This is a genomic window from Roseobacter sp. FCG-D35 (assembly GCF_033436665.1).
In the GTDB taxonomy this organism is placed as follows: domain Bacteria; phylum Pseudomonadota; class Alphaproteobacteria; order Rhodobacterales; family Rhodobacteraceae; genus JAWQFO01.
This window is the reverse complement of the sequence record NZ_JAWQFO010000013.1, coordinates 1-17,662: the sequence shown is the minus strand read 5'-3', so window position 1 is coordinate 17,662 and position 17,662 is coordinate 1. Positions and strand designations below refer to the sequence as shown.

General features: G+C 64.0%; 31 protein-coding genes. 3 read left to right on the top strand and 28 right to left on the bottom strand.

Features of this window, described 5'->3' with window-relative positions; all coding sequences use genetic code 11:
* Window positions 1-20: 20 nt before the first annotated feature.
* Window positions 21-410, bottom strand: coding sequence for a 30S ribosomal protein S11 (rpsK, locus tag R5H30_RS20860; RefSeq protein WP_227271748.1), 390 nt, complete (start codon window positions 408-410; stop codon window positions 21-23).
* Window positions 411-422: 12 nt separating this feature from the next.
* Window positions 423-791 (bottom strand): 30S ribosomal protein S13, encoded by a 369-nt coding sequence (rpsM, locus tag R5H30_RS20855; RefSeq protein WP_318330684.1) that lies wholly within the window; start codon window positions 789-791, stop codon window positions 423-425.
* A 435-nt stretch (window positions 792-1,226) separates the two neighbouring features.
* Between rpsM and R5H30_RS20850 the strand changes: the two genes are divergently transcribed.
* Window positions 1,227-1,901, top strand: a complete 675-nt coding sequence (locus R5H30_RS20850; RefSeq protein ID WP_318330682.1) for a DUF2461 domain-containing protein — start codon at window positions 1,227-1,229, stop codon at window positions 1,899-1,901.
* On the opposite strand, the gene R5H30_RS20845 is transcribed toward R5H30_RS20850, so the two are convergent.
* From R5H30_RS20845 to rplO, 3 genes are all read right to left on the bottom strand, one after another.
* Complete coding sequence (locus tag R5H30_RS20845) at window positions 1,898-2,542, bottom strand: adenylate kinase (protein WP_318330681.1); 645 nt, start codon at window positions 2,540-2,542, stop codon at window positions 1,898-1,900. The genes R5H30_RS20850 and R5H30_RS20845 overlap by 4 nt on opposite strands.
* On the bottom strand, window positions 2,539-3,903 hold the full coding sequence (gene secY, locus R5H30_RS20840) for a preprotein translocase subunit SecY (RefSeq protein WP_318330680.1): 1,365 nt from the start codon (window positions 3,901-3,903) through the stop codon (window positions 2,539-2,541). Before secY ends, R5H30_RS20845 begins: the two co-directional genes overlap by 4 nt.
* A 118-nt stretch (window positions 3,904-4,021) precedes the next feature.
* Window positions 4,022-4,504 (bottom strand): 50S ribosomal protein L15, encoded by a 483-nt coding sequence (gene rplO / locus R5H30_RS20835; RefSeq protein WP_318330678.1) that lies wholly within the window; start codon window positions 4,502-4,504, stop codon window positions 4,022-4,024.
* A gap of 290 nt (window positions 4,505-4,794) precedes the next feature.
* On the opposite strand from rplO, the gene R5H30_RS20830 reads away from it, so the two are divergent.
* Window positions 4,795-5,184, top strand: a complete 390-nt coding sequence (locus R5H30_RS20830; RefSeq protein ID WP_318330677.1) for a hypothetical protein — start codon at window positions 4,795-4,797, stop codon at window positions 5,182-5,184.
* 56 nt (window positions 5,185-5,240) lie between these two features.
* Here the strand turns inward: R5H30_RS20830 and R5H30_RS20825 are convergent, their stop codons facing one another.
* From R5H30_RS20825 to rpmC, 12 genes are all read right to left on the bottom strand, one after another.
* A complete protein-coding gene (locus R5H30_RS20825; RefSeq protein WP_318330676.1) occupies window positions 5,241-5,678 on the bottom strand; it encodes a GFA family protein in 438 nt (145 codons plus the stop codon).
* A 196-nt stretch (window positions 5,679-5,874) separates the two neighbouring features.
* Window positions 5,875-6,063 (bottom strand): 50S ribosomal protein L30, encoded by a 189-nt coding sequence (rpmD, locus tag R5H30_RS20820; protein ID WP_318330675.1) that lies wholly within the window; start codon window positions 6,061-6,063, stop codon window positions 5,875-5,877.
* Window positions 6,064-6,068: 5 nt separating this feature from the next.
* Window positions 6,069-6,647, bottom strand: coding sequence for a 30S ribosomal protein S5 (gene rpsE / locus R5H30_RS20815; protein ID WP_318330674.1), 579 nt, complete (start codon window positions 6,645-6,647; stop codon window positions 6,069-6,071).
* 143 nt (window positions 6,648-6,790) lie between these two features.
* Window positions 6,791-7,150, bottom strand: coding sequence for a 50S ribosomal protein L18 (gene rplR, locus R5H30_RS20810; RefSeq protein WP_318330673.1), 360 nt, complete (start codon window positions 7,148-7,150; stop codon window positions 6,791-6,793).
* Between the two features lie 11 nt (window positions 7,151-7,161).
* Complete coding sequence (gene rplF, locus R5H30_RS20805; RefSeq protein WP_318330672.1) at window positions 7,162-7,695, bottom strand: 50S ribosomal protein L6; 534 nt, start codon at window positions 7,693-7,695, stop codon at window positions 7,162-7,164.
* A gap of 10 nt (window positions 7,696-7,705) precedes the next feature.
* Window positions 7,706-8,098: a 30S ribosomal protein S8 gene (gene rpsH, locus R5H30_RS20800; RefSeq protein WP_318330670.1), complete on the bottom strand. Its 393-nt coding sequence runs from the start codon at window positions 8,096-8,098 to the stop codon at window positions 7,706-7,708.
* A gap of 13 nt (window positions 8,099-8,111) precedes the next feature.
* On the bottom strand, window positions 8,112-8,417 hold the full coding sequence (gene rpsN, locus R5H30_RS20795; protein WP_318330668.1) for a 30S ribosomal protein S14: 306 nt from the start codon (window positions 8,415-8,417) through the stop codon (window positions 8,112-8,114).
* 18 nt (window positions 8,418-8,435) lie between these two features.
* Entirely contained in the window at window positions 8,436-8,999 is a 564-nt protein-coding gene (gene rplE / locus R5H30_RS20790; protein ID WP_318330666.1) for a 50S ribosomal protein L5, read from the bottom strand.
* A complete protein-coding gene (gene rplX, locus R5H30_RS20785; RefSeq protein ID WP_318330664.1) occupies window positions 8,992-9,303 on the bottom strand; it encodes a 50S ribosomal protein L24 in 312 nt (103 codons plus the stop codon). Before rplX ends, rplE begins: the two co-directional genes overlap by 8 nt.
* A 2-nt stretch (window positions 9,304-9,305) precedes the next feature.
* On the bottom strand, window positions 9,306-9,674 hold the full coding sequence (rplN, locus tag R5H30_RS20780; RefSeq protein ID WP_011567679.1) for a 50S ribosomal protein L14: 369 nt from the start codon (window positions 9,672-9,674) through the stop codon (window positions 9,306-9,308).
* 68 nt (window positions 9,675-9,742) lie between these two features.
* Window positions 9,743-9,982 (bottom strand): 30S ribosomal protein S17, encoded by a 240-nt coding sequence (rpsQ, locus tag R5H30_RS20775; protein ID WP_318330662.1) that lies wholly within the window; start codon window positions 9,980-9,982, stop codon window positions 9,743-9,745.
* 15 nt (window positions 9,983-9,997) lie between these two features.
* A complete protein-coding gene (gene rpmC, locus R5H30_RS20770) occupies window positions 9,998-10,201 on the bottom strand; it encodes a 50S ribosomal protein L29 (protein ID WP_318330661.1) in 204 nt (67 codons plus the stop codon).
* A gap of 280 nt (window positions 10,202-10,481) precedes the next feature.
* On the opposite strand from rpmC, the gene R5H30_RS20765 reads away from it, so the two are divergent.
* Window positions 10,482-11,057 carry a thermonuclease family protein gene (locus R5H30_RS20765; RefSeq protein ID WP_318330737.1) on the top strand — a complete coding sequence of 192 codons (576 nt, stop codon included), beginning with the start codon at window positions 10,482-10,484 and terminating at the stop codon, window positions 11,055-11,057.
* 15 nt (window positions 11,058-11,072) lie between these two features.
* On the opposite strand, the gene R5H30_RS20760 is transcribed toward R5H30_RS20765, so the two are convergent.
* From R5H30_RS20760 to rpsJ, 11 genes are all read right to left on the bottom strand, one after another.
* On the bottom strand, window positions 11,073-11,576 hold the full coding sequence (locus R5H30_RS20760; RefSeq protein ID WP_318330660.1) for a superoxide dismutase family protein: 504 nt from the start codon (window positions 11,574-11,576) through the stop codon (window positions 11,073-11,075).
* Window positions 11,577-11,773: 197 nt separating this feature from the next.
* Entirely contained in the window at window positions 11,774-12,187 is a 414-nt protein-coding gene (rplP, locus tag R5H30_RS20755) for a 50S ribosomal protein L16 (RefSeq protein WP_318330659.1), read from the bottom strand.
* A gap of 13 nt (window positions 12,188-12,200) precedes the next feature.
* Window positions 12,201-12,908: a 30S ribosomal protein S3 gene (gene rpsC, locus R5H30_RS20750; RefSeq protein WP_318330658.1), complete on the bottom strand. Its 708-nt coding sequence runs from the start codon at window positions 12,906-12,908 to the stop codon at window positions 12,201-12,203.
* Entirely contained in the window at window positions 12,908-13,300 is a 393-nt protein-coding gene (gene rplV, locus R5H30_RS20745; RefSeq protein WP_318330657.1) for a 50S ribosomal protein L22, read from the bottom strand. Before rplV ends, rpsC begins: the two co-directional genes overlap by 1 nt.
* Window positions 13,301-13,303: 3 nt before the next feature.
* Complete coding sequence (gene rpsS / locus R5H30_RS20740) at window positions 13,304-13,582, bottom strand: 30S ribosomal protein S19 (RefSeq protein ID WP_085818455.1); 279 nt, start codon at window positions 13,580-13,582, stop codon at window positions 13,304-13,306.
* 3 nt (window positions 13,583-13,585) lie between these two features.
* Window positions 13,586-14,428, bottom strand: coding sequence for a 50S ribosomal protein L2 (rplB, locus tag R5H30_RS20735; protein ID WP_318330655.1), 843 nt, complete (start codon window positions 14,426-14,428; stop codon window positions 13,586-13,588).
* Window positions 14,429-14,691: 263 nt separating this feature from the next.
* On the bottom strand, window positions 14,692-15,093 hold the full coding sequence (locus R5H30_RS20730; protein WP_318330654.1) for a hypothetical protein: 402 nt from the start codon (window positions 15,091-15,093) through the stop codon (window positions 14,692-14,694).
* A gap of 237 nt (window positions 15,094-15,330) precedes the next feature.
* Window positions 15,331-15,627 carry a 50S ribosomal protein L23 gene (locus R5H30_RS20725; RefSeq protein ID WP_318330653.1) on the bottom strand — a complete coding sequence of 99 codons (297 nt, stop codon included), beginning with the start codon at window positions 15,625-15,627 and terminating at the stop codon, window positions 15,331-15,333.
* On the bottom strand, window positions 15,624-16,241 hold the full coding sequence (gene rplD, locus R5H30_RS20720) for a 50S ribosomal protein L4 (protein WP_318330652.1): 618 nt from the start codon (window positions 16,239-16,241) through the stop codon (window positions 15,624-15,626). Before rplD ends, R5H30_RS20725 begins: the two co-directional genes overlap by 4 nt.
* Entirely contained in the window at window positions 16,238-17,110 is an 873-nt protein-coding gene (rplC, locus tag R5H30_RS20715) for a 50S ribosomal protein L3 (RefSeq protein WP_318330651.1), read from the bottom strand. The genes rplD and rplC overlap by 4 nt, the downstream gene beginning before the upstream one ends.
* A gap of 20 nt (window positions 17,111-17,130) precedes the next feature.
* Window positions 17,131-17,451 carry a 30S ribosomal protein S10 gene (rpsJ, locus tag R5H30_RS20710; RefSeq protein WP_318330650.1) on the bottom strand — a complete coding sequence of 107 codons (321 nt, stop codon included), beginning with the start codon at window positions 17,449-17,451 and terminating at the stop codon, window positions 17,131-17,133.
* Between the last annotated feature and the right edge of the window lie 211 nt (window positions 17,452-17,662).

Sequence of the window (17,662 nt, the reverse complement as noted above, 5' to 3'; positions counted from 1 at the left end):
CCCCGAAGGTCGGACGGTCGTCAGACGCGGCGGCGCTTCGGCGGGCGGCAGCCGTTGTGCGCCATCGGCGTCACGTCGCGGATCGAGGTGATGTTAAAGCCTGCGGCGGCCAGGGCGCGCAGCGCGCTCTCGCGGCCGGAACCGGGGCCCTGCACTTCTACCTCGAGCGTCTTGACACCGTGTTCCTGCGCCTTGCGGCCGGCGTCCTCGGCAGCCATCTGGGCGGCGTAGGGCGTCGACTTGCGCGATCCCTTGAAGCCCATGGTGCCGGCCGAGGACCAGCTGATGGCGTTGCCCTGAACGTCGGAGATCAGGATCTTTGTGTTGTTGAAGCTCGAGTTCACATGCGCCACGCCTGCGGCGATATTCTTGCTGACCTTGCGCTTGGTGCGGGTCTTGTCGCGTGCCATTGATCTGCCCCCTTACTTCTTCTTGCCTGCAATGGCCTTTGCCGGGCCTTTGCGGGTGCGTGCGTTGGTATGGGTGCGCTGGCCGCGGACCGGCAGGTTGCGGCGGTGGCGCAGGCCACGGTAGCAGCCGAGATCCATCAGGCGCTTGATGTTCATCTGCACGTCGCGGCGCAGGTCGCCCTCGACGGAGTAGTTGGCGTCGATGTGCTCGCGGATCGCGAGAACCTCGGCGTCCGACAGTTCGTTGACGCGACGGGACTGGTCGACGCCGACGGCTTCGCAGATGTTGCGCGCCGAGGCATTGCCGATTCCGGTGATGTAGGTGAGGGCGATGGGAACCCGCTTTGCAGTCGGGATGTTTACGCCGGCGATACGTGCCACGTGTCGTGTTCCTCTTCGTTGCGGGTCCGTAGTTCCAGACCCTTTTTTCACAACGTGAAGCCCGAGGCATGTCTTGCCGTCGGGCACCAGCTGATCAGGTGATCTCGCGGCTGGCCGGGGCTGTCCGCGAATTGATTCTCTGTCGAGATAGGGCTGGTTATGGGCTTTTACCGGGAGCGTCAACCCGTGTCGTGAGCGCGGGCGCTGCCGCGACGCGCACCCTGTCCCGCGGCCCGTGTCGAAGGGGTGAATTGGGGATCGCGCAAGGCGTTTTCAAGGCCTCCACTTGCGGCAGCCGGGGATCGGGGGCGCTGCCCCCGTCGCGGCGCCGCCGCGACTCCCCCGGGATATTTGCCAACCAGAGAAAGGCCGCGTGGCGCTTGCCCGAAACGTCGACCCGTGGGAGGCTGCGGGATCGACAGAAGGACGCGGGCCGTGGCGCAATTTTCCGAGACGAGTTTCGAGATACTGGGCGCGCTGGCGCAGAACAATTCGAAAGAGTGGTATGACGCGAACCGCGCGCGCTTGCAGGAGGACGCACGGGCGCCCTTCGCGGATCTTCTGGAACGGGTCACGCTGCGGCTGGAGGGCAGCCGATATCCGCTGATCGGAAGTGCCAAGACCATGTTCCGTCAGAACCGCGACATCCGGTTCTCGAAGGACAAGACGCCCTACAAGACAACCGTGTCGGGCATGCTGACGCGCAGCGGCACGAAATTCGACACCGGCGGGCTGGTCTATGCGCAGATCGACGTCGAAGGCGGGATGATCGCAGCGGGTTTTTACAAGCTTGCCGGGCCGGAACTGGGCGCAATGCGGGAGGCGATCCTGCGCGATGCGGAGCGGTTCGCGCGGATCCGGTCCGACCTGGAGGCCCGGGGACTGGCGCTGGGGACCGAAGACCGCCTGAAGTCGATGCCGCGCGGGTATGCCGACAAGGCGGATCACCCGCAGGCCGATGCGCTCCGACTCAAGAGTTTCATCCTGCGAGAGGATGTTCCGAAACCGGCCTGGATCAGCGGCGAGATCGTTGAGCGCCTGGCGGCTTTCGTCGAGACGGTCGGGCCCCTGCTCGACTTCGGTCGCGATGCGATCGCCGCTAAACCTTAGGCGTCGAGCACCCCGGCGATGTCAGCCTGAACTTGCTCGATCGAGCCCAGACCGTCGACCCGGTTCAGCATGCCCTTCGCGTAATAGTACCCGAGTAGCGGCGAGGTCTGCTTGTAGTACTCCATCAGGCGCGTCTTGAGGCTGTCGGGATTGTCGTCGGCCCTGCGCTTGAACTCGGTTCCGCCGCAGTTGGTGCATTTGCCATCCGCGGGGATCGGCTTGGTCTCGTCGTTGTAAACCTCGCCGCAGTTGCCGCAGGTCGAGCGCGCCGAGATGCGGGCCACCAGCACGCTGTCGTCGACGCGCATCTCGATGACCTTGTCCAGCGTCTGACCCTCGGCCTCGAGCAGGTCCGCCAGCGCGTCGGCCTGCGCCAGGGTGCGCGGGAAGCCGTCGAAGATGAAGCCGTCGGTCGACACGGTCGCGATCTTCTCGCGGATGAGGCCGATCACGATCTCGTCGGTGACCAGTGCGCCACGGGCCATCACGTCGGCCACGACCTTGCCCATCTCCGTGCCGGAGTCCTTGGCTTCGCGCAGCATGTCGCCAGTGCTGAGCTGCACCATGTTGCGGGTCTCCACGAGGTGGCGGGCCTGCGTGCCCTTGCCGGCCCCCGGAGGCCCCAGAAGTATGATATTCATCGACGCACCGGGCTCCGTTTTCTTCTGGTCTTGCCGCTCTTGCCGCGCAGCTGCGACTTTTCGAGCAGGCCTTCATACTGGTGCGCGAGAAGATGGCTCTGCACCTGCTGGATGGTGTCCATGGTCACCGAGACCACGATCAGGACCGAAGTGCCGCCGAAGTAGAAGGGCACGGCGAACTGGCCACGCAGGATCTCGGGCAGCAGGCAGACGGCGGCGAGATAGGCCGAGCCCAGAACGAGCACGCGGTTGACCACGTATTCGAGGTATTCCGAGGTCTTCTTGCCGGGGCGGATGCCCGGGATGAAGCCGTTCTGGTTCTTGAGATTGTCGGCAACGTCGTCGGGCTTGAAGGAGACGTTGAACGTGTAGAAGTAGGCGAAGAACACAATCATCAGCACGAAGAAGCCGAGATAGAGCGGCTGGCCGGGCCCGAAGTTGGCCAGCATCCAGGACATGATCGGGTTCGTGGAATTGCCCGAGAAGGTCGAGATCGTCACCGGCAGAAGCAGCAGCGAAGAGGCGAAGATCGCCGGGATCACGCCCGCCGGGTTCACCTTGACCGGCAGGTGGCTCGAGCCGCCGTCATAGACCTTCATGCCGACCTGGCGGCGCGGGTACTGGATGTGGATCTTGCGCAGCGCACGTTCCATGAAGACCACGAACATGATCGTGGCGATCACCATGACAATCACGGCGATGATCACTGCCGGGCTGATCGCGCCAGAACGGCCGGAGGCGAAGAACTGCGCCAGCGCGGCTGGAACCTCGGCGATGATGCCCACGAAGATGATCAGCGAGATGCCGTTGCCGATGCCGCGCGCGGTGATCTGCTCGCCCAGCCACATCAGGAACATGGTGCCGCCGACCAGCGTGATGACGCAGGAGGCGCGGAAGAAAAGACCGGGATCGGTCACGATTTCGCCCGCCTCGAGGCTGACGGCGAGCCCGTAGGCCTGCAGCGTCGCCAGGAACACCGTGCCGTAGCGTGTGTACTGGTTGATCTTCTTGCGGCCCTGCTCGCCCTCTTTCTTGAGCTGTTCGAGCTGCGGCACCATCGAGGCGAGAAGCTGCACGATGATGGAGGCCGAGATGTAGGGCATGATGCCGAGGGCGAAGATGCCCATGCGGCCCAGCGCCCCGCCGGTGAACATGGAGACCATGCCGCCGATCCCCTGCCCAGCCTGCGCCATGAATTCGCGCAGCGCGACACCGTCGATGCCAGGCACCGGGATGAAGGTGCCGAGGCGGTAGACGATCAGCAGTCCGAGGGTGAAGAGGATCCGGTTTCGCAGGTCGGTCGCCTTGCCGAGACTTGCCCAGCTGGTGTTGGCGGCCATGTTTTCAACGGCAGATACCATGAGGTCTCTTTTCTGTTACGACAACGCCGCCCGGGCCGTTTTCCGGCGGGCGGCGTGTAGGAAAACGCGTGGTCTATGTAAGCGGCGCGGACGCCGCTCACAAGACCGTTTCGCGGGCTCACGCCTCGGCTTCGACCTCGGCCGGTGCCGTGACCTTGAGCGAGCCGCCTGCTTTCTCGACCGCCGCCACGGCGGATTTCGAGGCGCCGGTGACTTCGAGGGTCAGCTTGGAGGTGACGTCACCTTTGGCCAGAACGCGCACGCCGTCGAGTTTGCGGCGCACGAGGCCGCTTTCGACCAGCAGGTCCTCGGTGATCGTGGACTTCGCGTCGAGCTTGCCGGCATCGACGAACTTCTGGATCAGGCCGAGGTTGATGACGGTGTAGCTCTTGCGGTTCGGCTTGGTGAAGCCGCGCTTGGGCAGACGCTGATAAAGCGGCATCTGGCCGCCCTCGTAGCCGTTAATGGCCACGCCCGAACGGGATTTCTGACCCTTGATACCACGGCCACCCATCTTGCCGGTGCCCGAGCCGGGGCCACGGCCCACGCGCTTGCGTTTCTTGGTTGCGCCTTCGTTATCGCGCAGTTCATGCAGTTTCATGTCGCTTCTCCTTTGCCGGATGCGGCCCCCAGCGACGGGAGCGGCCGAACGCGGCGTTTCGATTCCCGTGGACCGCGCAGGTCCACCGGGGGCGTATAGACGAGGGGGAAGTGCGGTGCAAGGCACCTTCTGGATGCCGCCCCGGCTGTGGCGCGCGCGTCGGTCAACCTGCCTGATGGCCCGTCAATGACGGTGCCCGGCTCCTGCGGATTTGAATCCCGTCAGGATCTTCGCAAAGATGACGTCGGGACACGGTGGAGCGAGCGATGCGGGAAGATCGTCCAGACGCCTTGATCGGTTTGTTCGGTGTCGGGCTCGCCGTGGTGATCTATTCCGCGGGCGATCCGCGCATTCCCTGGCATCCGTGGGACTTCGTCGTGGGCGGTGCGCTGCTGCTGATGGTGATGTCGGTTCCGGTTCCTGCGCGGGCCATCCCGCTGCTCGCCTATTCGAGCATCTTCGCGATTTCGGCGATCACCGCCCTTGGCGTCTTCATCGAGATGTTCGCCGGAAACTCCGAGTGGCTCGGGACCGAGATCGCCAACTGGTGCCCGGCCGAGTTCGACTATGCCGACTGCGCGAACGTCACGCGATGGGATGTCTTCTATCCGTCGCTTTGGCTTGTGCTGACCGCGGGTATTGCCGTCGTGGCCCGACGGATTTCCAAGGCGCGTCGCTGACCTTGGTTTTCAGCGGCCGCACCCATCCGGATGCGGCCCGAGGTCGAAAGCCGGCGTCAGGCCGGCGACGGCATGGTGAAGTCCGGGCGGAAGCCGGCGTAGACCGGGCGTCCATCGTCGGGCTTGGGATAGCCTTTCGCATCATCGTAGAAGGCGTGATAGGTCGCCTCCGGAAACGCGTCGTCGTCGTAACCCATGATGTTCGGTACCGCGACACGGATACGGCCCTGCTTGTCGTCGAGCATGAGTGCCGCCCCGCAGTCCTGACAGGTGCAGAGTTCCAGCGGCCCCTCGGGGTTGTCGGCATTGAAGGGTTGCCGGCTCATCTTGTCCGGGTGGTCAACCTCGATCTGGTTGTGTTCGTAGAAGGCGACGTGCGTGGTCTGCTGTCCGGTCACGTTCTTGCAGACATTGCAGTGGCAGACGTGGTTGTCGATGGGCTCGCCGTGCGCGGTTACATGGACGTGATCGCAACCGCCTTGATAGTCGGTCATCTCAATCCCCCTCTCTTCGGTTTGCGCCGGTCGTGATTGGCCGGAACGCAGGCGCAGTCTACGCCTTTTCGCGGCGCGCGCGTATATACACCTTAGGCTCGCCGCCCGAAGGGCCCTGCGCAGGGGCCGGAAACGCAAAAAGCCCCGGGACATTCCCGGGGCTTTCGCGTGATGTTCGCGGATCGATGAAGAGCGCTCAGCCCTTCTCCTCGACGATCTCGACCAGATGCGGGATCGAGTTGATCATGCCGCGGACCGAGGGCGTATCCTCAAGCTCGCGGGTGCGGTGCATCTTGTTCAGGCCCAGGCCGATCAGCGTTGCGCGCTGCTTTTCCGGGCGGCGGATCGGCGATCCGACCTGCTTGACGACGATGGTCTTAGCCATTTCGATCAGGCCTCCTCAGCCACTTGAGTGGAGGTGTCCGCAGCATCCTCGCGCTTGGGCAGGATGTCGGCGACCTTCTTGCCGCGACGCTGTGCCACCGAACGCGGCGACTGCTCTTTCTTGAGACCGTCGAGCGTTGCGCGGATCATGTTGTAGGGGTTCGACGAGCCGATCGACTTCGACACCACGTCCTTAACGCCCAGCATCTCGAACACGGCACGCATCGGACCACCGGCGATGATCCCGGTCCCTTCCGGCGCGGTGCGCATCACGACGCGGCCTGCGCCCCAGCGACCGTTCATGTCGTGGTGAAGGGTGCGGCCTTCGCGCAGCGCCACGCGGAACATGTTGCGCTTGGCCTGCTCGGTCGCCTTGCGGATGGCCTCGGGGACCTCCTTGGCCTTGCCTTTGCCAAAGCCGACGCGGCCCTTCTGGTCGCCGACGACCACCAGTGCTGCGAAGCCGAAGCGCTTGCCGCCCTTCACGGTCTTGGACACACGGTTGATCGCGACGAGGCGATCTGCGAATTCCGGGTTCTCGTCACGGTCGCGACGGTTGCCCCGCTGGTTGGGTTCTCTGGCCATGTGGCCTCCTTGAAGTGCGGCGCGCGCGGCGCCTTGCGGTATCCGATCCCTGGTGAGCCTGCGGCTCCCGGATCATCGAGGCGGCCCGTCAGGACCCCCTGCGCTTGGTCATGCCACGCGGCCCCGAAAGGCCGCGCGGGTCGTCAGATGTTCAGCCCGCCTTCACGCGCGGCGTCGGCGAGAGCCTTCACCTTGCCGTGAAACAGGAAGCCGCCGCGGTCGAAGTAGGCGCTTTCCACGCCGGCCTTCTTCGCACGTTCGGCGATCGCCGTGCCGACCTTGGTGGCCGCTTCGACGTTGTTCTTGCCGACCACGCCCAGATCCTTCTCGAGCGAGGAGGCCGAGGCGAGCGTCACGCCGTTCACATCGTCGATCAGCTGCACGCTGATGTTCTTGTTCGAGCGGTGAACCGAGAGGCGTACGCGCCCTGCATTCACCTTGCGAAGCTTGTTCCGGACGCGCAGGCGGCGCTTCAGGAACAGTTGCCTTTTGCTGTTTGCCATTTTTTGCGTCCTTACTTCTTCTTGCCTTCCTTGCGGAAGATGTACTCGTCCTTGTAGCGGATGCCCTTGCCCTTGTAGGGTTCCGGCGCACGCCAGCCGCGGATGTTGGCCGCGACCTGACCGACGAGCTGCTCGTCGATGCCCTCGACGACGATCTCGGTCTGCTTGGGCGCGGTCACCGTGACGCCCTCGGGCGCCTGGAAGTCCACGTCATGCGAGTAGCCGAGGTTCAGCTTGAGCACGGTTCCCTGAACGGCGGCACGGTAGCCGACACCCTGGATTTCCAGCTCGCGCTTGAAGCCTTCGGTGACACCGTGGACGAGGTTCGCGACCATCGTGCGGCTCATGCCCCACTGCTGGCGCGCGCGCTTGGACGTGCCGCGCGGCGTCACGGTCACGGCGTTGTCCTCGACCTTGATCGTCACATCGTCGGTGGCCTTGAAGGAGCGGGTGCCCTTGGGGCCCTTCACTTCGATGGTCTGGCCGGACACGGTCGCGGAGACACCCGAAGGCAGCTCGACCGGTTTCTTGCCAATACGAGACATCGGGACCTCCTCAGAATACCGTGCAGAGCACTTCGCCGCCGACGTTGGCAGCGCGTGCATGTGCATCCGACATCACACCCTTGGGGGTGGAGACAATCGACACGCCCAGACCCTGACGGACCGAGGGAATGTCCTTGACGGCCATGTAGACGCGGCGGCCGGGCTTGGAAACCCGCTTGAGCTCGCGAATGACAGGTTCGCCTTCGTAGTACTTGAGCGAGATCTCGAGCGCCGGATGTCCGTCCGCGCCGGTGACCTTCTCGTAGCCGCGGATGTAGCCTTCGTCGGCCAGCACATCGAGAACCCATGCACGCAGCTTGGAGGCCGGCGTGATGACGGTGGATTTGCCACGCATCGACGAGTTCCGGATCCGGGTGAGCATATCTGCGATAGGATCGTTCATATCATGCCCCTCCTTACCAGCTCGACTTGACCATGCCGGGGATCTGGCCCTTGGAGCCGAGATCCCGCAGCGCGATCCGCGAGATTTTCAGTTTGCGATAGTACGCGTGCGGACGGCCCGTCAGCTGGCAGCGGTTGTGCAGGCGCACAGGCGAGCTGTTGCGTGGCAGTTCCGCCAGCTTGAGGGTCGCGCGGAAGCGCTCTTCCATCGGTTTGCTTTCGTCGTTCACGATCTCTTTGAGAGCGGCCCGCTTGGCGGCGTACTTTGCAACCAGGCGCTCGCGCTTCTTCTCGCGTTCGATCATAGATTTCTTGGCCATGTCTGATCCTTCCCGCGCTTACGAGTTGAAGGGCATGTTGAATTGCTTCAACAGCGCCTTGGCTTCTGCGTCGGTTTTCGCCGTGGTGGCGATCACGATATCCATTCCCCAGTTCTCGTCGATCTTGTCGAAGTTGATCTCGGGGAATACGAGGTGCTCCTTGAGGCCCATGGCATAGTTGCCACGGCCATCGAAGCTCTTGCCGGAAACGCCGCGGAAGTCGCGGACGCGCGGCAGCGCGATCGTGATCAGGCGGTCGAGGAATTCGTACATGCGGTCGCCACGCAGGGTCACCTTGGCACCCAGCGGCATTTCCTCACGCACGCGGAAGCCCGCGATCGACTTCTTGGCCACCGTCGTGACGGCCTTCTGGCCGGCGATCGCCGTCAGGTCTTCCTGCGCCGACTTGGCCTTCTTGCTGTCGCGAACGGCCTCGGCCCCGCAGCCGATGTTCAGGACGATCTTGTCCAGGCGCGGGATCTGCATGTCGTTCTTGTAGCCGAACTCTTCCTTCAGGGCGGCCCGGATGGTGTCCCGGTAGGCCGTCTTCAGGCGCGGTGTGTAGTTGGCGCTATCAAGCATCGATCACGTCCCCCGTGGTCTTGGCGAAGCGAACCTTCTTGTCGCCGTCCATCTTGAAGCCGACGCGGGTCGCCTTGCCGTTGGCGTCGACGATCGCGATGTTGCTCAGGTCGATCGGCATCGCCTTGGGGATGCGGCCGCCCTGGCTGTTCTGGCTCTGGCGGGTCGCGCGGATCGCCATGTTGATGCCGTCCACGACGGCCTTGCCGGCCTTCGGGTCGACCGAGGAAATGGTGCCGGTGCGGCCCTTGTCCTTGCCCGCCAGCACGATGACCTTGTCACCTTTGCGGAGTTTCGCAGCCATGATTACAGCACCTCCGGAGCGAGCGAGATGATCTTCATGAAGTTCTTCGCGCGCAGTTCACGCACCACCGGCCCGAAGATACGGGTGCCGATCGGCTCGTTGTTGTTGTTGAGGATGACGGCGGCGTTGCGATCGAAACGGATCGCAGTGCCGTCTTCGCGGCGGACCTCCTTGGCGGTGCGCACGACGACGGCCTTGCGGACGTCGCCCTTCTTCACGCGACCGCGCGGGATGGCTTCCTTGACCGAGACGACGATGATGTCGCCAACGGACGCATACTTGCGCTTGGAACCACCCAGAACCTTGATGCACTGAACACGGCGAGCGCCGGAATTGTCAGCGACATCCAGATTGGTCTGCATCTGGATCATTTGGTGTCTCCCGACCTTTGGGGGGCTGATGCGGCCTTGTCCCCAGGGTTTCGATTATCGGAAAGGGCTCAGGCCTCGGCGGCTTGCAGCACTTCCCAGCGTTTCGTCTTGGAGCGCGGAGCGCATTCGATGATGCGAACCACATCGCCCACGTTGCAGGCGTTGTTCTCGTCATGCGCGCGGTACTTCTTGGACCGACGCACGGTCTTTTTCAGAACGGGATGCGTGAAGCGGCGCTCCACCAGGACCGAAACGGTCTGGGCGTTGGCGTTCGAGGTCACGGTGCCTTGAAGGATACGCTTGGGCATAGCTCTCAGGCTCCCTTATTCTGTCGCCGCTTGCGCGGCTTTCTGGTTGAGCACGGTCTTCACCCGCGCGGTGTCGCGGCGGACGGTGCGGATGCGTGCGGAATTCTCGAGTTGCCCCGTGGCCTGCTGGAAGCGCAGGTTGAAGCTCTCTTTCTTCAGGCTGGCCAGCTCTTCGCGGAGCTGGTCCGGCGTCTTATCGTTGAGTTCCTTGGCGTTCATCGCCCTTATTCCTTTCAACATCACTGGCAGGCCCCGCTTGAGAGGGTCACCCTGATTCCAGTGGAGTCCATGATGAGCGGCCCCTATAGGCCCCTTGGCATGGGTTGGCAAGCCCCGAATGCCCGCAGCGCGGGCGCGACAGCGGCAGGTCGTTCGAACCGAGGCCCGCCGGAGTTATGACGCTGCGTCAAAGGTTACGCCATAAACGTGTAGAATTTAATTGCGATGCAATTTTAAGATGATTCCGCCGCCTGGCGGGTAGTTTGAGAAGGGCTTGCAGATGGAAGCATTGGCAGTTTTGGGCGCGTTGCTTTTCCTGATTTATCTGGCGTTTCGCGCGACCGCCGGGAACAGGGATCGGGGCCACACCGCACAGGACGAAACGCAGTTTCGGCCAAAACCTTCACCCCCGCCTGCGAGACCTGCCGCACCGACACCCGACCCCAAGCCGGACTGCCCGCCGCCACCGCCGATCCCACCCTCGCGCAGGATCGAAGGCCGTGCTTACGTGATCGACGGCGATACCATTCGCATTGATCGCATCAAGATCCGGTTGGCCGGGATCGACGCACCCGAACTGCACCAACCGTGGGGACAGAAATCGAAGTGGGCGATGGTGCGGATCTGCAAGGGTCAGACCATCCGGGCGGAACTGACCGGAGAGACCTCGTACGACCGGCTGGTGGGAACCTGCTACCTGCCGGACGGACGCGACATCGGTGCGGAATTGATCAAGCTTGGCCTCGCCCTCGATTGGGAGCTCTTCACGGGCGGCAAGTATCGCCATCTCGAGCCACCCGGCGTCCGCCGCAAGATCGTGTTTACCCGCCGGGTCGAACGCCCGAACCGCGTCTGACCGGGCGACGGCGCGTCAGCCGCCTGACGCTTCCAGCACGCCGCAGGCCAGCCGCGGACCGGCATCGCCGGACGGCTGGCTTTTGTAATCATCCGCACCTTCGTGAATAATCACCGCGGCTCCGTTCTCGTCGAGAAGGTGCTCCTCGACCGACAGCTCGGCCAGGAAAACCTCGCCTTTCCAGGTGCCGTCTGCGCCGACCACGAGGTTGGGCATATCGCCCGGGTGCGGACCGTCGGCGCTCAGGACGCCATGCGTCGCATCGCCCGCGATATGACCGCCGGCGGAACTGTGGTCACCGCCGCATTCGCCGGTTTCGTGCAGGTGGATCGCGACCGTGCCCTCAGGCAGGTTCTCGAGGTTCAGCGTGGCGATCGCAGTGCCCGAGGGAGTGGACGACACCTCCAGCGTGCCATGGCTCATTCCGTCATGGCCCGAGATCGTGGCACTGACGTCGGCGGCCTGTGTGGCAGTTCCGATCAGCAATGCGGCAAGTGCGGTTGTGGTGAGGAACTTCATGGCGGTCTCCCTGATTGGCAGTCCACCGAATATCTGTCACCGCACCCCGCGTTTTCAAGGTTCTTGCATGCGCCGACCGCAAAACGCGAAACCCCCGCCGGTCTCCCGGCGGGGGTTCTATTGTCTCGACCGGGTGCGGCCCGCAGATTTCTCCGAAATCCGCTACACCGCACTTGGCGATCTTGGCGCAGCCAAAATCACCAGTCTTCGCGGGCGACGATCCGGGTCTTGATCGGCAGCTTCATCGCGGCCAGGCGCAGGGCCTCGCGCGCGACGTCTTCGCTGACGCCGTCGAGTTCGAACATCACGCGGCCGGGCTTGATCCGGGCGGCCCAGAAGTCGACCGAACCTTTACCCTTACCCATCCGGACTTCGGTGGGCTTGGAGGTCACGGGGACGTCCGGGAAGATCCGGATCCAGACGCGGCCCTGGCGCTTCATGTGGCGCGTCATCGCGCGGCGTGCCGCCTCGATCTGACGGGCCGTGACACGCTCGGGCTGGGTCGCCTTGAGGCCGAAGGTGCCGAAGTTCAGGTCGGAGCCGCCCTTGGCTTCGCCCTTGATCCGGCCCTTGTGCTGCTTGCGGAATTTGGTGCGTTTGGGTTGAAGCATATCTCAGTCCTCCTCAGCGACGGCCACCGGCGCCACGCGGGGCCGGACCATCCTGAAGTTCCTGTGCCTTGCGGTCACGCGCGGAAGGATCGTGCTCCATGATCTCGCCTTTGAAGATCCAGACCTTGATCCCGATGATGCCGTAGGCGGTGGACGCCTCGACATGCGCGAAGTCGATGTCGGCACGCAAGGTGTGAAGCGGCACGCGGCCTTCGCGGTACCATTCGGTCCGGGCGATCTCGGCGCCGCCGAGGCGGCCCGCGACGTTGACCCGGATGCCCAGGGCCCCCATGCGCATGGCGTTCTGCACGGCGCGCTTCATCGCGCGGCGGAAGGACACCCGGCGCTCGAGCTGCTGCGCGATGCTTTCACCGACCAGCGTTGCGTCCAGTTCGGGCTTGCGGACCTCGACGATGTTGAGGTGCAGTTCCGACTTGGTCATCTTGGCGATTTTCTGGCGCAGACCTTCGATGTCCGCACCCTTTTTGCCGATGATGACGCCCGGACGCGCCGTGTGAATGGTCACGCGGCACTTCTTGTGCGGACGCTCGATGATCACGCGGGCGACGCCCGCCTGCTTGCACTCTTCCTTGATGAACTCGCGGATCGCGATGTCCTCGAGCAGCAGATCACCGTATTCCTTGGTGTCTGCGTACCAGCGGCTGTCCCAGGTGCGGTTCACCTGCAGGCGCATGCCGATCGGATTGACTTTGTTACCCATCAGGCTTGCTCCCCTGCGGTTTCCTCGACCTGACGCACCTTGATGGTGATCTCGGAGAAGGGTTTGATGATCTTGCCGAACCGGCCACGGGCACGCGGACGACCGCGCTTCATGGTCAGGTTCTTGCCGACATAGGCTTCGGCGACGATCAGCTCGTCCACGTCGAGGTTGTGGTTGTTCTCGGCGTTCGCGATGGCGGACTGAAGGCACTTCTTCACGTCCTGGGCGATCCGCTTTTTCGAGAAGGTCAGGTCCGTCAGGGCCTTGTCGACCTTCTTGCCGCGGATCAGCGCGGCGACGAGGTTCAGCTTCTGCGGGGACGTGCGAAGCATGCGCAGTTTCGCCATTGCTTCGTTGTCGGCCACGCGGCGGGGATTCTTGTCCTTGCTCATGGCTTACTTCCGCTTCGCTTTCTTGTCGGCGGCATGACCGTAGTAGGTCCGTGTCGGCGAGTACTCACCGAACTTCTGACCGATCATGTCTTCGCTGACGTTAACAGGAACGTGCTTGTGACCGTTGTAGACGCCGAACGTCAGGCCCACGAACTGGGGCAGGATCGTCGAGCGGCGCGACCAGATCTTGATCACTTCGTTGCGGCCCGATTCGCGGGACGCTTCGGCCTTCTTCAACACATAGGCGTCGACGAAAGGACCTTTCCAAACAGAGCGAGCCATCTATCAGCGCCCCTTCTTCCTGGCGTGCCGCGAGCGGAGGATCAGCTTGCTGGACGCTTTGTTCTTGTTACGGGTCTTGGCACCCTTGGTCGGCTTGCCCCACGGGGTGACCGGGTGACGACCACCAGAAGTCCGGCCTTCACCACCACCGTGCGGGTGGTCGATCGGGTTCATGACCACACCACGCACGGACGGGCGGATGCCCTTGTGACGCATGCGGCCGGCCTTGCCGTAGTTCTGGTTCGAGTTGTCGGGGTTCGAGACGGCGCCGACGGTGGCCATGCATTCCTGGCGCACCATGCGCAGCTCGCCCGAGCTGAGACGGATCTGGGCATAGCCCCCGTCGCGGCCCACAAACTGGGCGTAGGTGCCGGCCGCGCGTGCGATCTGGCCGCCCTTGCCGGGCTTCATCTCGATGTTGTGGACGATCGTGCCAATCGGCATGCCCGCGAAGGGCATCGCGTTGCCGGGCTTGATGTCGGCCTTGGCCGAAGCCACGACGCTGTCACCCACGGCGAGACGCTGGGGCGCGAGGATGTAGGCCTGCTCGCCGTCCTCATACTTGATGAGGGCGATGAACGCAGTCCGGTTCGGGTCATACTCGATACGTTCGACCGTGGCGGCCACATCGAGCTTGTTGCGCTTGAAATCGACGATCCGGTAGAGGCGCTTGGCCCCGCCGCCTGTGCGGCGCATCGTGATCCGTCCGGTGTTGTTCCGTCCGCCAGACTTGGTGAGACCCTCGGTGAGGGACTTGACCGGGCGGCCTTTCCAGAGCTCCGAACGGTCGATCAGCACCAGCCCACGCTGGCCCGGCGTCGTCGGTTTGTACGACTTGAGTGCCATGTTGTCTGTCTTCCGTTTGCTATGCAGCGGCAGTTTCGGAAAAAATCCGTAACCCCGCCTATGTGGTTATAGGCCCCCGTAGGTGCCCGGGTGGTTACCGGCGATCCGCGCAGAAACGCGCATGGCCGGCAAAAGCGAAGCCCCGGACGAATCCGGGGCCGCGCGGATGGGTTCATCTAGTGGAGTGCGAAGGCGAGGTCAAGCGCCTCCGGCACGGCCTTTGTCCCGGAGGCGGAAGAAAGCGCCGGACCCGTCGACACTGCTCAGGGCGACGCCGAGGTCACCTTGAAATACCCGTGTTCGAGACCGTGCCGGGCGCCGAGATCGGCGCAATAGGCCATCCAGTCCTGCTGGCCGACCATCGCGTCCACGCTGCCGATCCGTCCCGACCAGTCCGCGATCTTGGCGCTCAGCGCCGCCGGTTCCGGCATCTCGCCGCCCTCCTCCGAGGCGACGTCACCCGACACGCCGAACCAGGCGCCCGAGACGTGACGCATGTTGTTCCGATCGACGATGTTGGTTGCGTTCGCGGAGGCCGCGACGAGGATCGCAGCACAGTCCGCCAGCCCGTCCGACGGCAGCGCAGTGCCCTCTTCGTCACCGGGACGCGCCACTTCGTCCGAGTCGGCTTCGCCCTCTGCGAGCGCCGCCACGGGCAGAAGCATGGAAAGAGCCAGAATTGCGGGAAGATACTGCGCCATGAGACCTCGGGATTCGAACAACACCCGCGGGCATAGCGCGACAGTGCGGCGGTTTTGCGGCATTCGGGCAGCGTGGTTAAGCAATCGTGGAACACCCTCAACGGCTTGCAGCGGGGCCAGAAACGACAACAGCCCCGGCGCGGCGCCGGGGCTGTTGCAATTTCTGTCGGTCCGACCGCGCCTTGAAGGCACGGCGGCGGTTCACAGGCCGGTGGTCACGTCGATGGTGTTGCCTTCTTCGAGCGTGACATAGGCCTTCTTGACGTTCTTCCGCTTGCCGAGCTGGCCGCGGAACCGCTTGACCTTGCCCTTGGTGATCGAGGTGTTGACCGCCTTCACCTTGACGCCGAACAGCGCCTCGACGGCTTCCTTGATCTGCGGCTTGGCCGCGTCGATCGCCACTTCGAAGACAACGGCGTTCTGTTCGGACGCCATGGTTGCCTTCTCGGTGATGATCGGCTTGCGGATCACGTCGTAATGTTCTGCTTTCGCGCTCATTTCAGACGAGCCTCCAGTGCTTCGATCCCCGCCTTGGTGATCACCAGGGTGTCACGCTTGAGGATGTCGTAGACGTTCGCACCGACCGACGGCAGGATGTCGAGATCGGCGATGTTGCGCGCCGCTTGCGCGAACTTCTCGTCGACGGAGGTCCCGTCGATGATCAGCGCGCGCTTCCAGCCGAGATCCTTCACCTGCTTGGCCAGCGCCGAGGTCTTGCCCTCTGCCGCCGCCGCGTCGATGATGACCAGCTCGCCCGCCTTGGCCTTGGCCGACAGCGCGTGGCGCAGGCCGAGCTTGCGGAACTTCTTGGTCAGGTCGTGGCCGTGGCTGCGCGGGGTCGGACCCTTGTAGATACCACCCTTGCGGAAGATCGGTGCGTTGCGGTCACCGTGGCGTGCGCCGCCGGTGCCCTTCTGGCGATAGATCTTCTTGGTCGAGTAGCTGGTCTCGGACCGGGTCTTGACCTTGTGGGTGCCCTGCTGCGCGTTGTTGCGCTGCCAGCGGACGACGCGGTGCAGGATGTCGGTGCGCGGCTCGAGACCGAAGAGGGCCTCGTCCAGGTCGACCGAACCGGCCTTGCCGCCGTCGAGCTTGATGACGTCGAGTTTCATTCTTCGCCTTCCTTCTTCTCGGGCTCAGCCTCGGCTTCACCTTCCTTCTCCGCGGCAATCTCGGCCTCGGCGGCTTTCAGCGCCTCGGCTTCCTGGGCTGCCTGCTCCTCGGCGAGACGCTTGGCTTCCGCTTCAGCCTCGGCAGCGGCTGCTGCGGCGGCTTCCTCGGCGGCTTTCGCGGCTTCCTCGGCTGCGGACTTCAGGGCTGCCGGCAGGATCGCGTTCTCCGGGAACGGCTTCTTGACCGCATCCTTGACGGTGACCCAGCCACCCTTGGAGCCCGGAACCGCGCCCTTGACCATGATCAGGCCGCGCTCGCTGTCGGTCTTGACGACCTCGAGGTTCTGCGTGGTGACACGGGCGGCGCCCATGTGACCGGCCATCTTCTTGCCCTTGAAGACCTTGCCCGGATCCTGACACTGGCCCGTGGAGCCATGCGAACGGTGCGAGATCGACACGCCGTGAGAGGCTCGCAGACCGCCGAAGTTGTGCCGCTTCATGGCACCGGCGAAACCCTTACCGATCGAGGTGCCGGCGACGTCGACGTACTGGCCCGCGAAGTAATGGTCCGCGGTGATCTCTTCGCCGACGCCGATCAGGTTCTCGGGATCGACCCGGAACTCGGCGACCTTGCGCTTGGGTTCCACCTTGGCCGCGGCGAAGTGACCGCGCATGGCCTGGCTTGTCCGCTTGGCCTTAGCAACGCCCGCGCCGAGCTGAACGGCGGTGTAGCCGTCCTTGTCAGCGGTGCGCTGCGCCACAACCTGCAGCTTGTCGAGTTGAAGAACGGTGACGGGAATCTGCTTGCCGTCTTCCATGAACAGCCGGGTCATCCCGACCTTCTTTGCGATAACGCCTGAGCGCAACATATCGAATACCCTCCCGACGCTTAGGACTGCAGCTTGATCTCGACGTCCACGCCGGCCGCGAGGTCGAGCTTCATCAGCGCGTCCACGGTCTGCGGGGTCGGATCAACGATGTCGAGCAGACGCTTGTGCGTCCGGATCTCGAACTGGTCACGGGATTTCTTGTCGACGTGGGGACCACGCAGAACGGTGAATTTCTCGATCTTGTTCGGCAGCGGAATCGGTCCGCGCACCGAGGCGCCGGTCCGCTTGGCGGTGCTGACGATCTCCTGCGTGGACGCATCCAGCACGCGATAGTCGAACGCCTTCAGGCGGATACGGATGTTTTGGCTTTGAACGGCCATGTCTCTGTTCCCTTGCTCGGGTCTCTGAACGGAGAGGAAGAGCGGCGCCCATCGCAGCCCTTCGTCGCGTCGTATTCTGGCTCCGGGTTGGCCCGGAATGGGTTCGGGTGCCGGTCGCCCGGCACCCGCTATCGGTCAAGTGAGCCCGCGGGCTTACTTGGTGATCTTGGAGACGACGCCGGCGCCGACGGTGCGGCCGCCTTCGCGGATG

Excerpts from the sequence above, each read along its gene's own strand:
- rpsK (WP_227271748.1), bottom strand. The coding sequence starts at position 410 with ATGGCACGCGACAAGACCCGCACCAAGCGCAAGGTCAGCAAGAATATC.
- R5H30_RS20845 (WP_318330681.1), bottom strand. The coding sequence starts at position 2,542 with ATGAATATCATACTTCTGGGGCCTCCGGGGGCCGGCAAGGGCACGCAG.
- secY (WP_318330680.1), bottom strand. The coding sequence starts at position 3,903 with ATGGTATCTGCCGTTGAAAACATGGCCGCCAACACCAGCTGGGCAAGT.
- rplO (WP_318330678.1), bottom strand. The coding sequence starts at position 4,504 with ATGAAACTGCATGAACTGCGCGATAACGAAGGCGCAACCAAGAAACGC.
- R5H30_RS20825 (WP_318330676.1), bottom strand. The coding sequence starts at position 5,678 with ATGACCGACTATCAAGGCGGTTGCGATCACGTCCATGTAACCGCGCAC.
- rpmD (WP_318330675.1), bottom strand. The coding sequence starts at position 6,063 with ATGGCTAAGACCATCGTCGTCAAGCAGGTCGGATCGCCGATCCGCCGC.
- rpsE (WP_318330674.1), bottom strand. The coding sequence starts at position 6,647 with ATGGCCAGAGAACCCAACCAGCGGGGCAACCGTCGCGACCGTGACGAG.
- rplR (WP_318330673.1), bottom strand. The coding sequence starts at position 7,150 with ATGGCAAACAGCAAAAGGCAACTGTTCCTGAAGCGCCGCCTGCGCGTC.
- rplF (WP_318330672.1), bottom strand. The coding sequence starts at position 7,695 with ATGTCTCGTATTGGCAAGAAACCGGTCGAGCTGCCTTCGGGTGTCTCC.
- rpsH (WP_318330670.1), bottom strand. The coding sequence starts at position 8,098 with ATGAACGATCCTATCGCAGATATGCTCACCCGGATCCGGAACTCGTCG.
- rpsN (WP_318330668.1), bottom strand. The coding sequence starts at position 8,417 with ATGGCCAAGAAATCTATGATCGAACGCGAGAAGAAGCGCGAGCGCCTG.
- rplE (WP_318330666.1), bottom strand. The coding sequence starts at position 8,999 with ATGCTTGATAGCGCCAACTACACACCGCGCCTGAAGACGGCCTACCGG.
- rplX (WP_318330664.1), bottom strand. The coding sequence starts at position 9,303 with ATGGCTGCGAAACTCCGCAAAGGTGACAAGGTCATCGTGCTGGCGGGC.
- rplN (WP_011567679.1), bottom strand. The coding sequence starts at position 9,674 with ATGATCCAGATGCAGACCAATCTGGATGTCGCTGACAATTCCGGCGCT.
- rpsQ (WP_318330662.1), bottom strand. The coding sequence starts at position 9,982 with ATGCCCAAGCGTATCCTTCAAGGCACCGTGACCTCGAACGCCAACGCC.
- rpmC (WP_318330661.1), bottom strand. The coding sequence starts at position 10,201 with ATGAACGCCAAGGAACTCAACGATAAGACGCCGGACCAGCTCCGCGAA.
- R5H30_RS20765 (WP_318330737.1), top strand. The coding sequence starts at position 10,482 with ATGGAAGCATTGGCAGTTTTGGGCGCGTTGCTTTTCCTGATTTATCTG.
- R5H30_RS20760 (WP_318330660.1), bottom strand. The coding sequence starts at position 11,576 with ATGAAGTTCCTCACCACAACCGCACTTGCCGCATTGCTGATCGGAACT.
- rplP (WP_318330659.1), bottom strand. The coding sequence starts at position 12,187 with ATGCTTCAACCCAAACGCACCAAATTCCGCAAGCAGCACAAGGGCCGG.
- rpsC (WP_318330658.1), bottom strand. The coding sequence starts at position 12,908 with ATGGGTAACAAAGTCAATCCGATCGGCATGCGCCTGCAGGTGAACCGC.
- rplV (WP_318330657.1), bottom strand. The coding sequence starts at position 13,300 with ATGAGCAAGGACAAGAATCCCCGCCGCGTGGCCGACAACGAAGCAATG.
- rpsS (WP_085818455.1), bottom strand. The coding sequence starts at position 13,582 with ATGGCTCGCTCTGTTTGGAAAGGTCCTTTCGTCGACGCCTATGTGTTG.
- rplB (WP_318330655.1), bottom strand. The coding sequence starts at position 14,428 with ATGGCACTCAAGTCGTACAAACCGACGACGCCGGGCCAGCGTGGGCTG.
- R5H30_RS20730 (WP_318330654.1), bottom strand. The coding sequence starts at position 15,093 with ATGCTTCTGCCCGTGGCGGCGCTCGCAGAGGGCGAAGCCGACTCGGAC.
- R5H30_RS20725 (WP_318330653.1), bottom strand. The coding sequence starts at position 15,627 with ATGAGCGCGAAAGCAGAACATTACGACGTGATCCGCAAGCCGATCATC.
- rplD (WP_318330652.1), bottom strand. The coding sequence starts at position 16,241 with ATGAAACTCGACGTCATCAAGCTCGACGGCGGCAAGGCCGGTTCGGTC.
- rplC (WP_318330651.1), bottom strand. The coding sequence starts at position 17,110 with ATGTTGCGCTCAGGCGTTATCGCAAAGAAGGTCGGGATGACCCGGCTG.
- rpsJ (WP_318330650.1), bottom strand. The coding sequence starts at position 17,451 with ATGGCCGTTCAAAGCCAAAACATCCGTATCCGCCTGAAGGCGTTCGAC.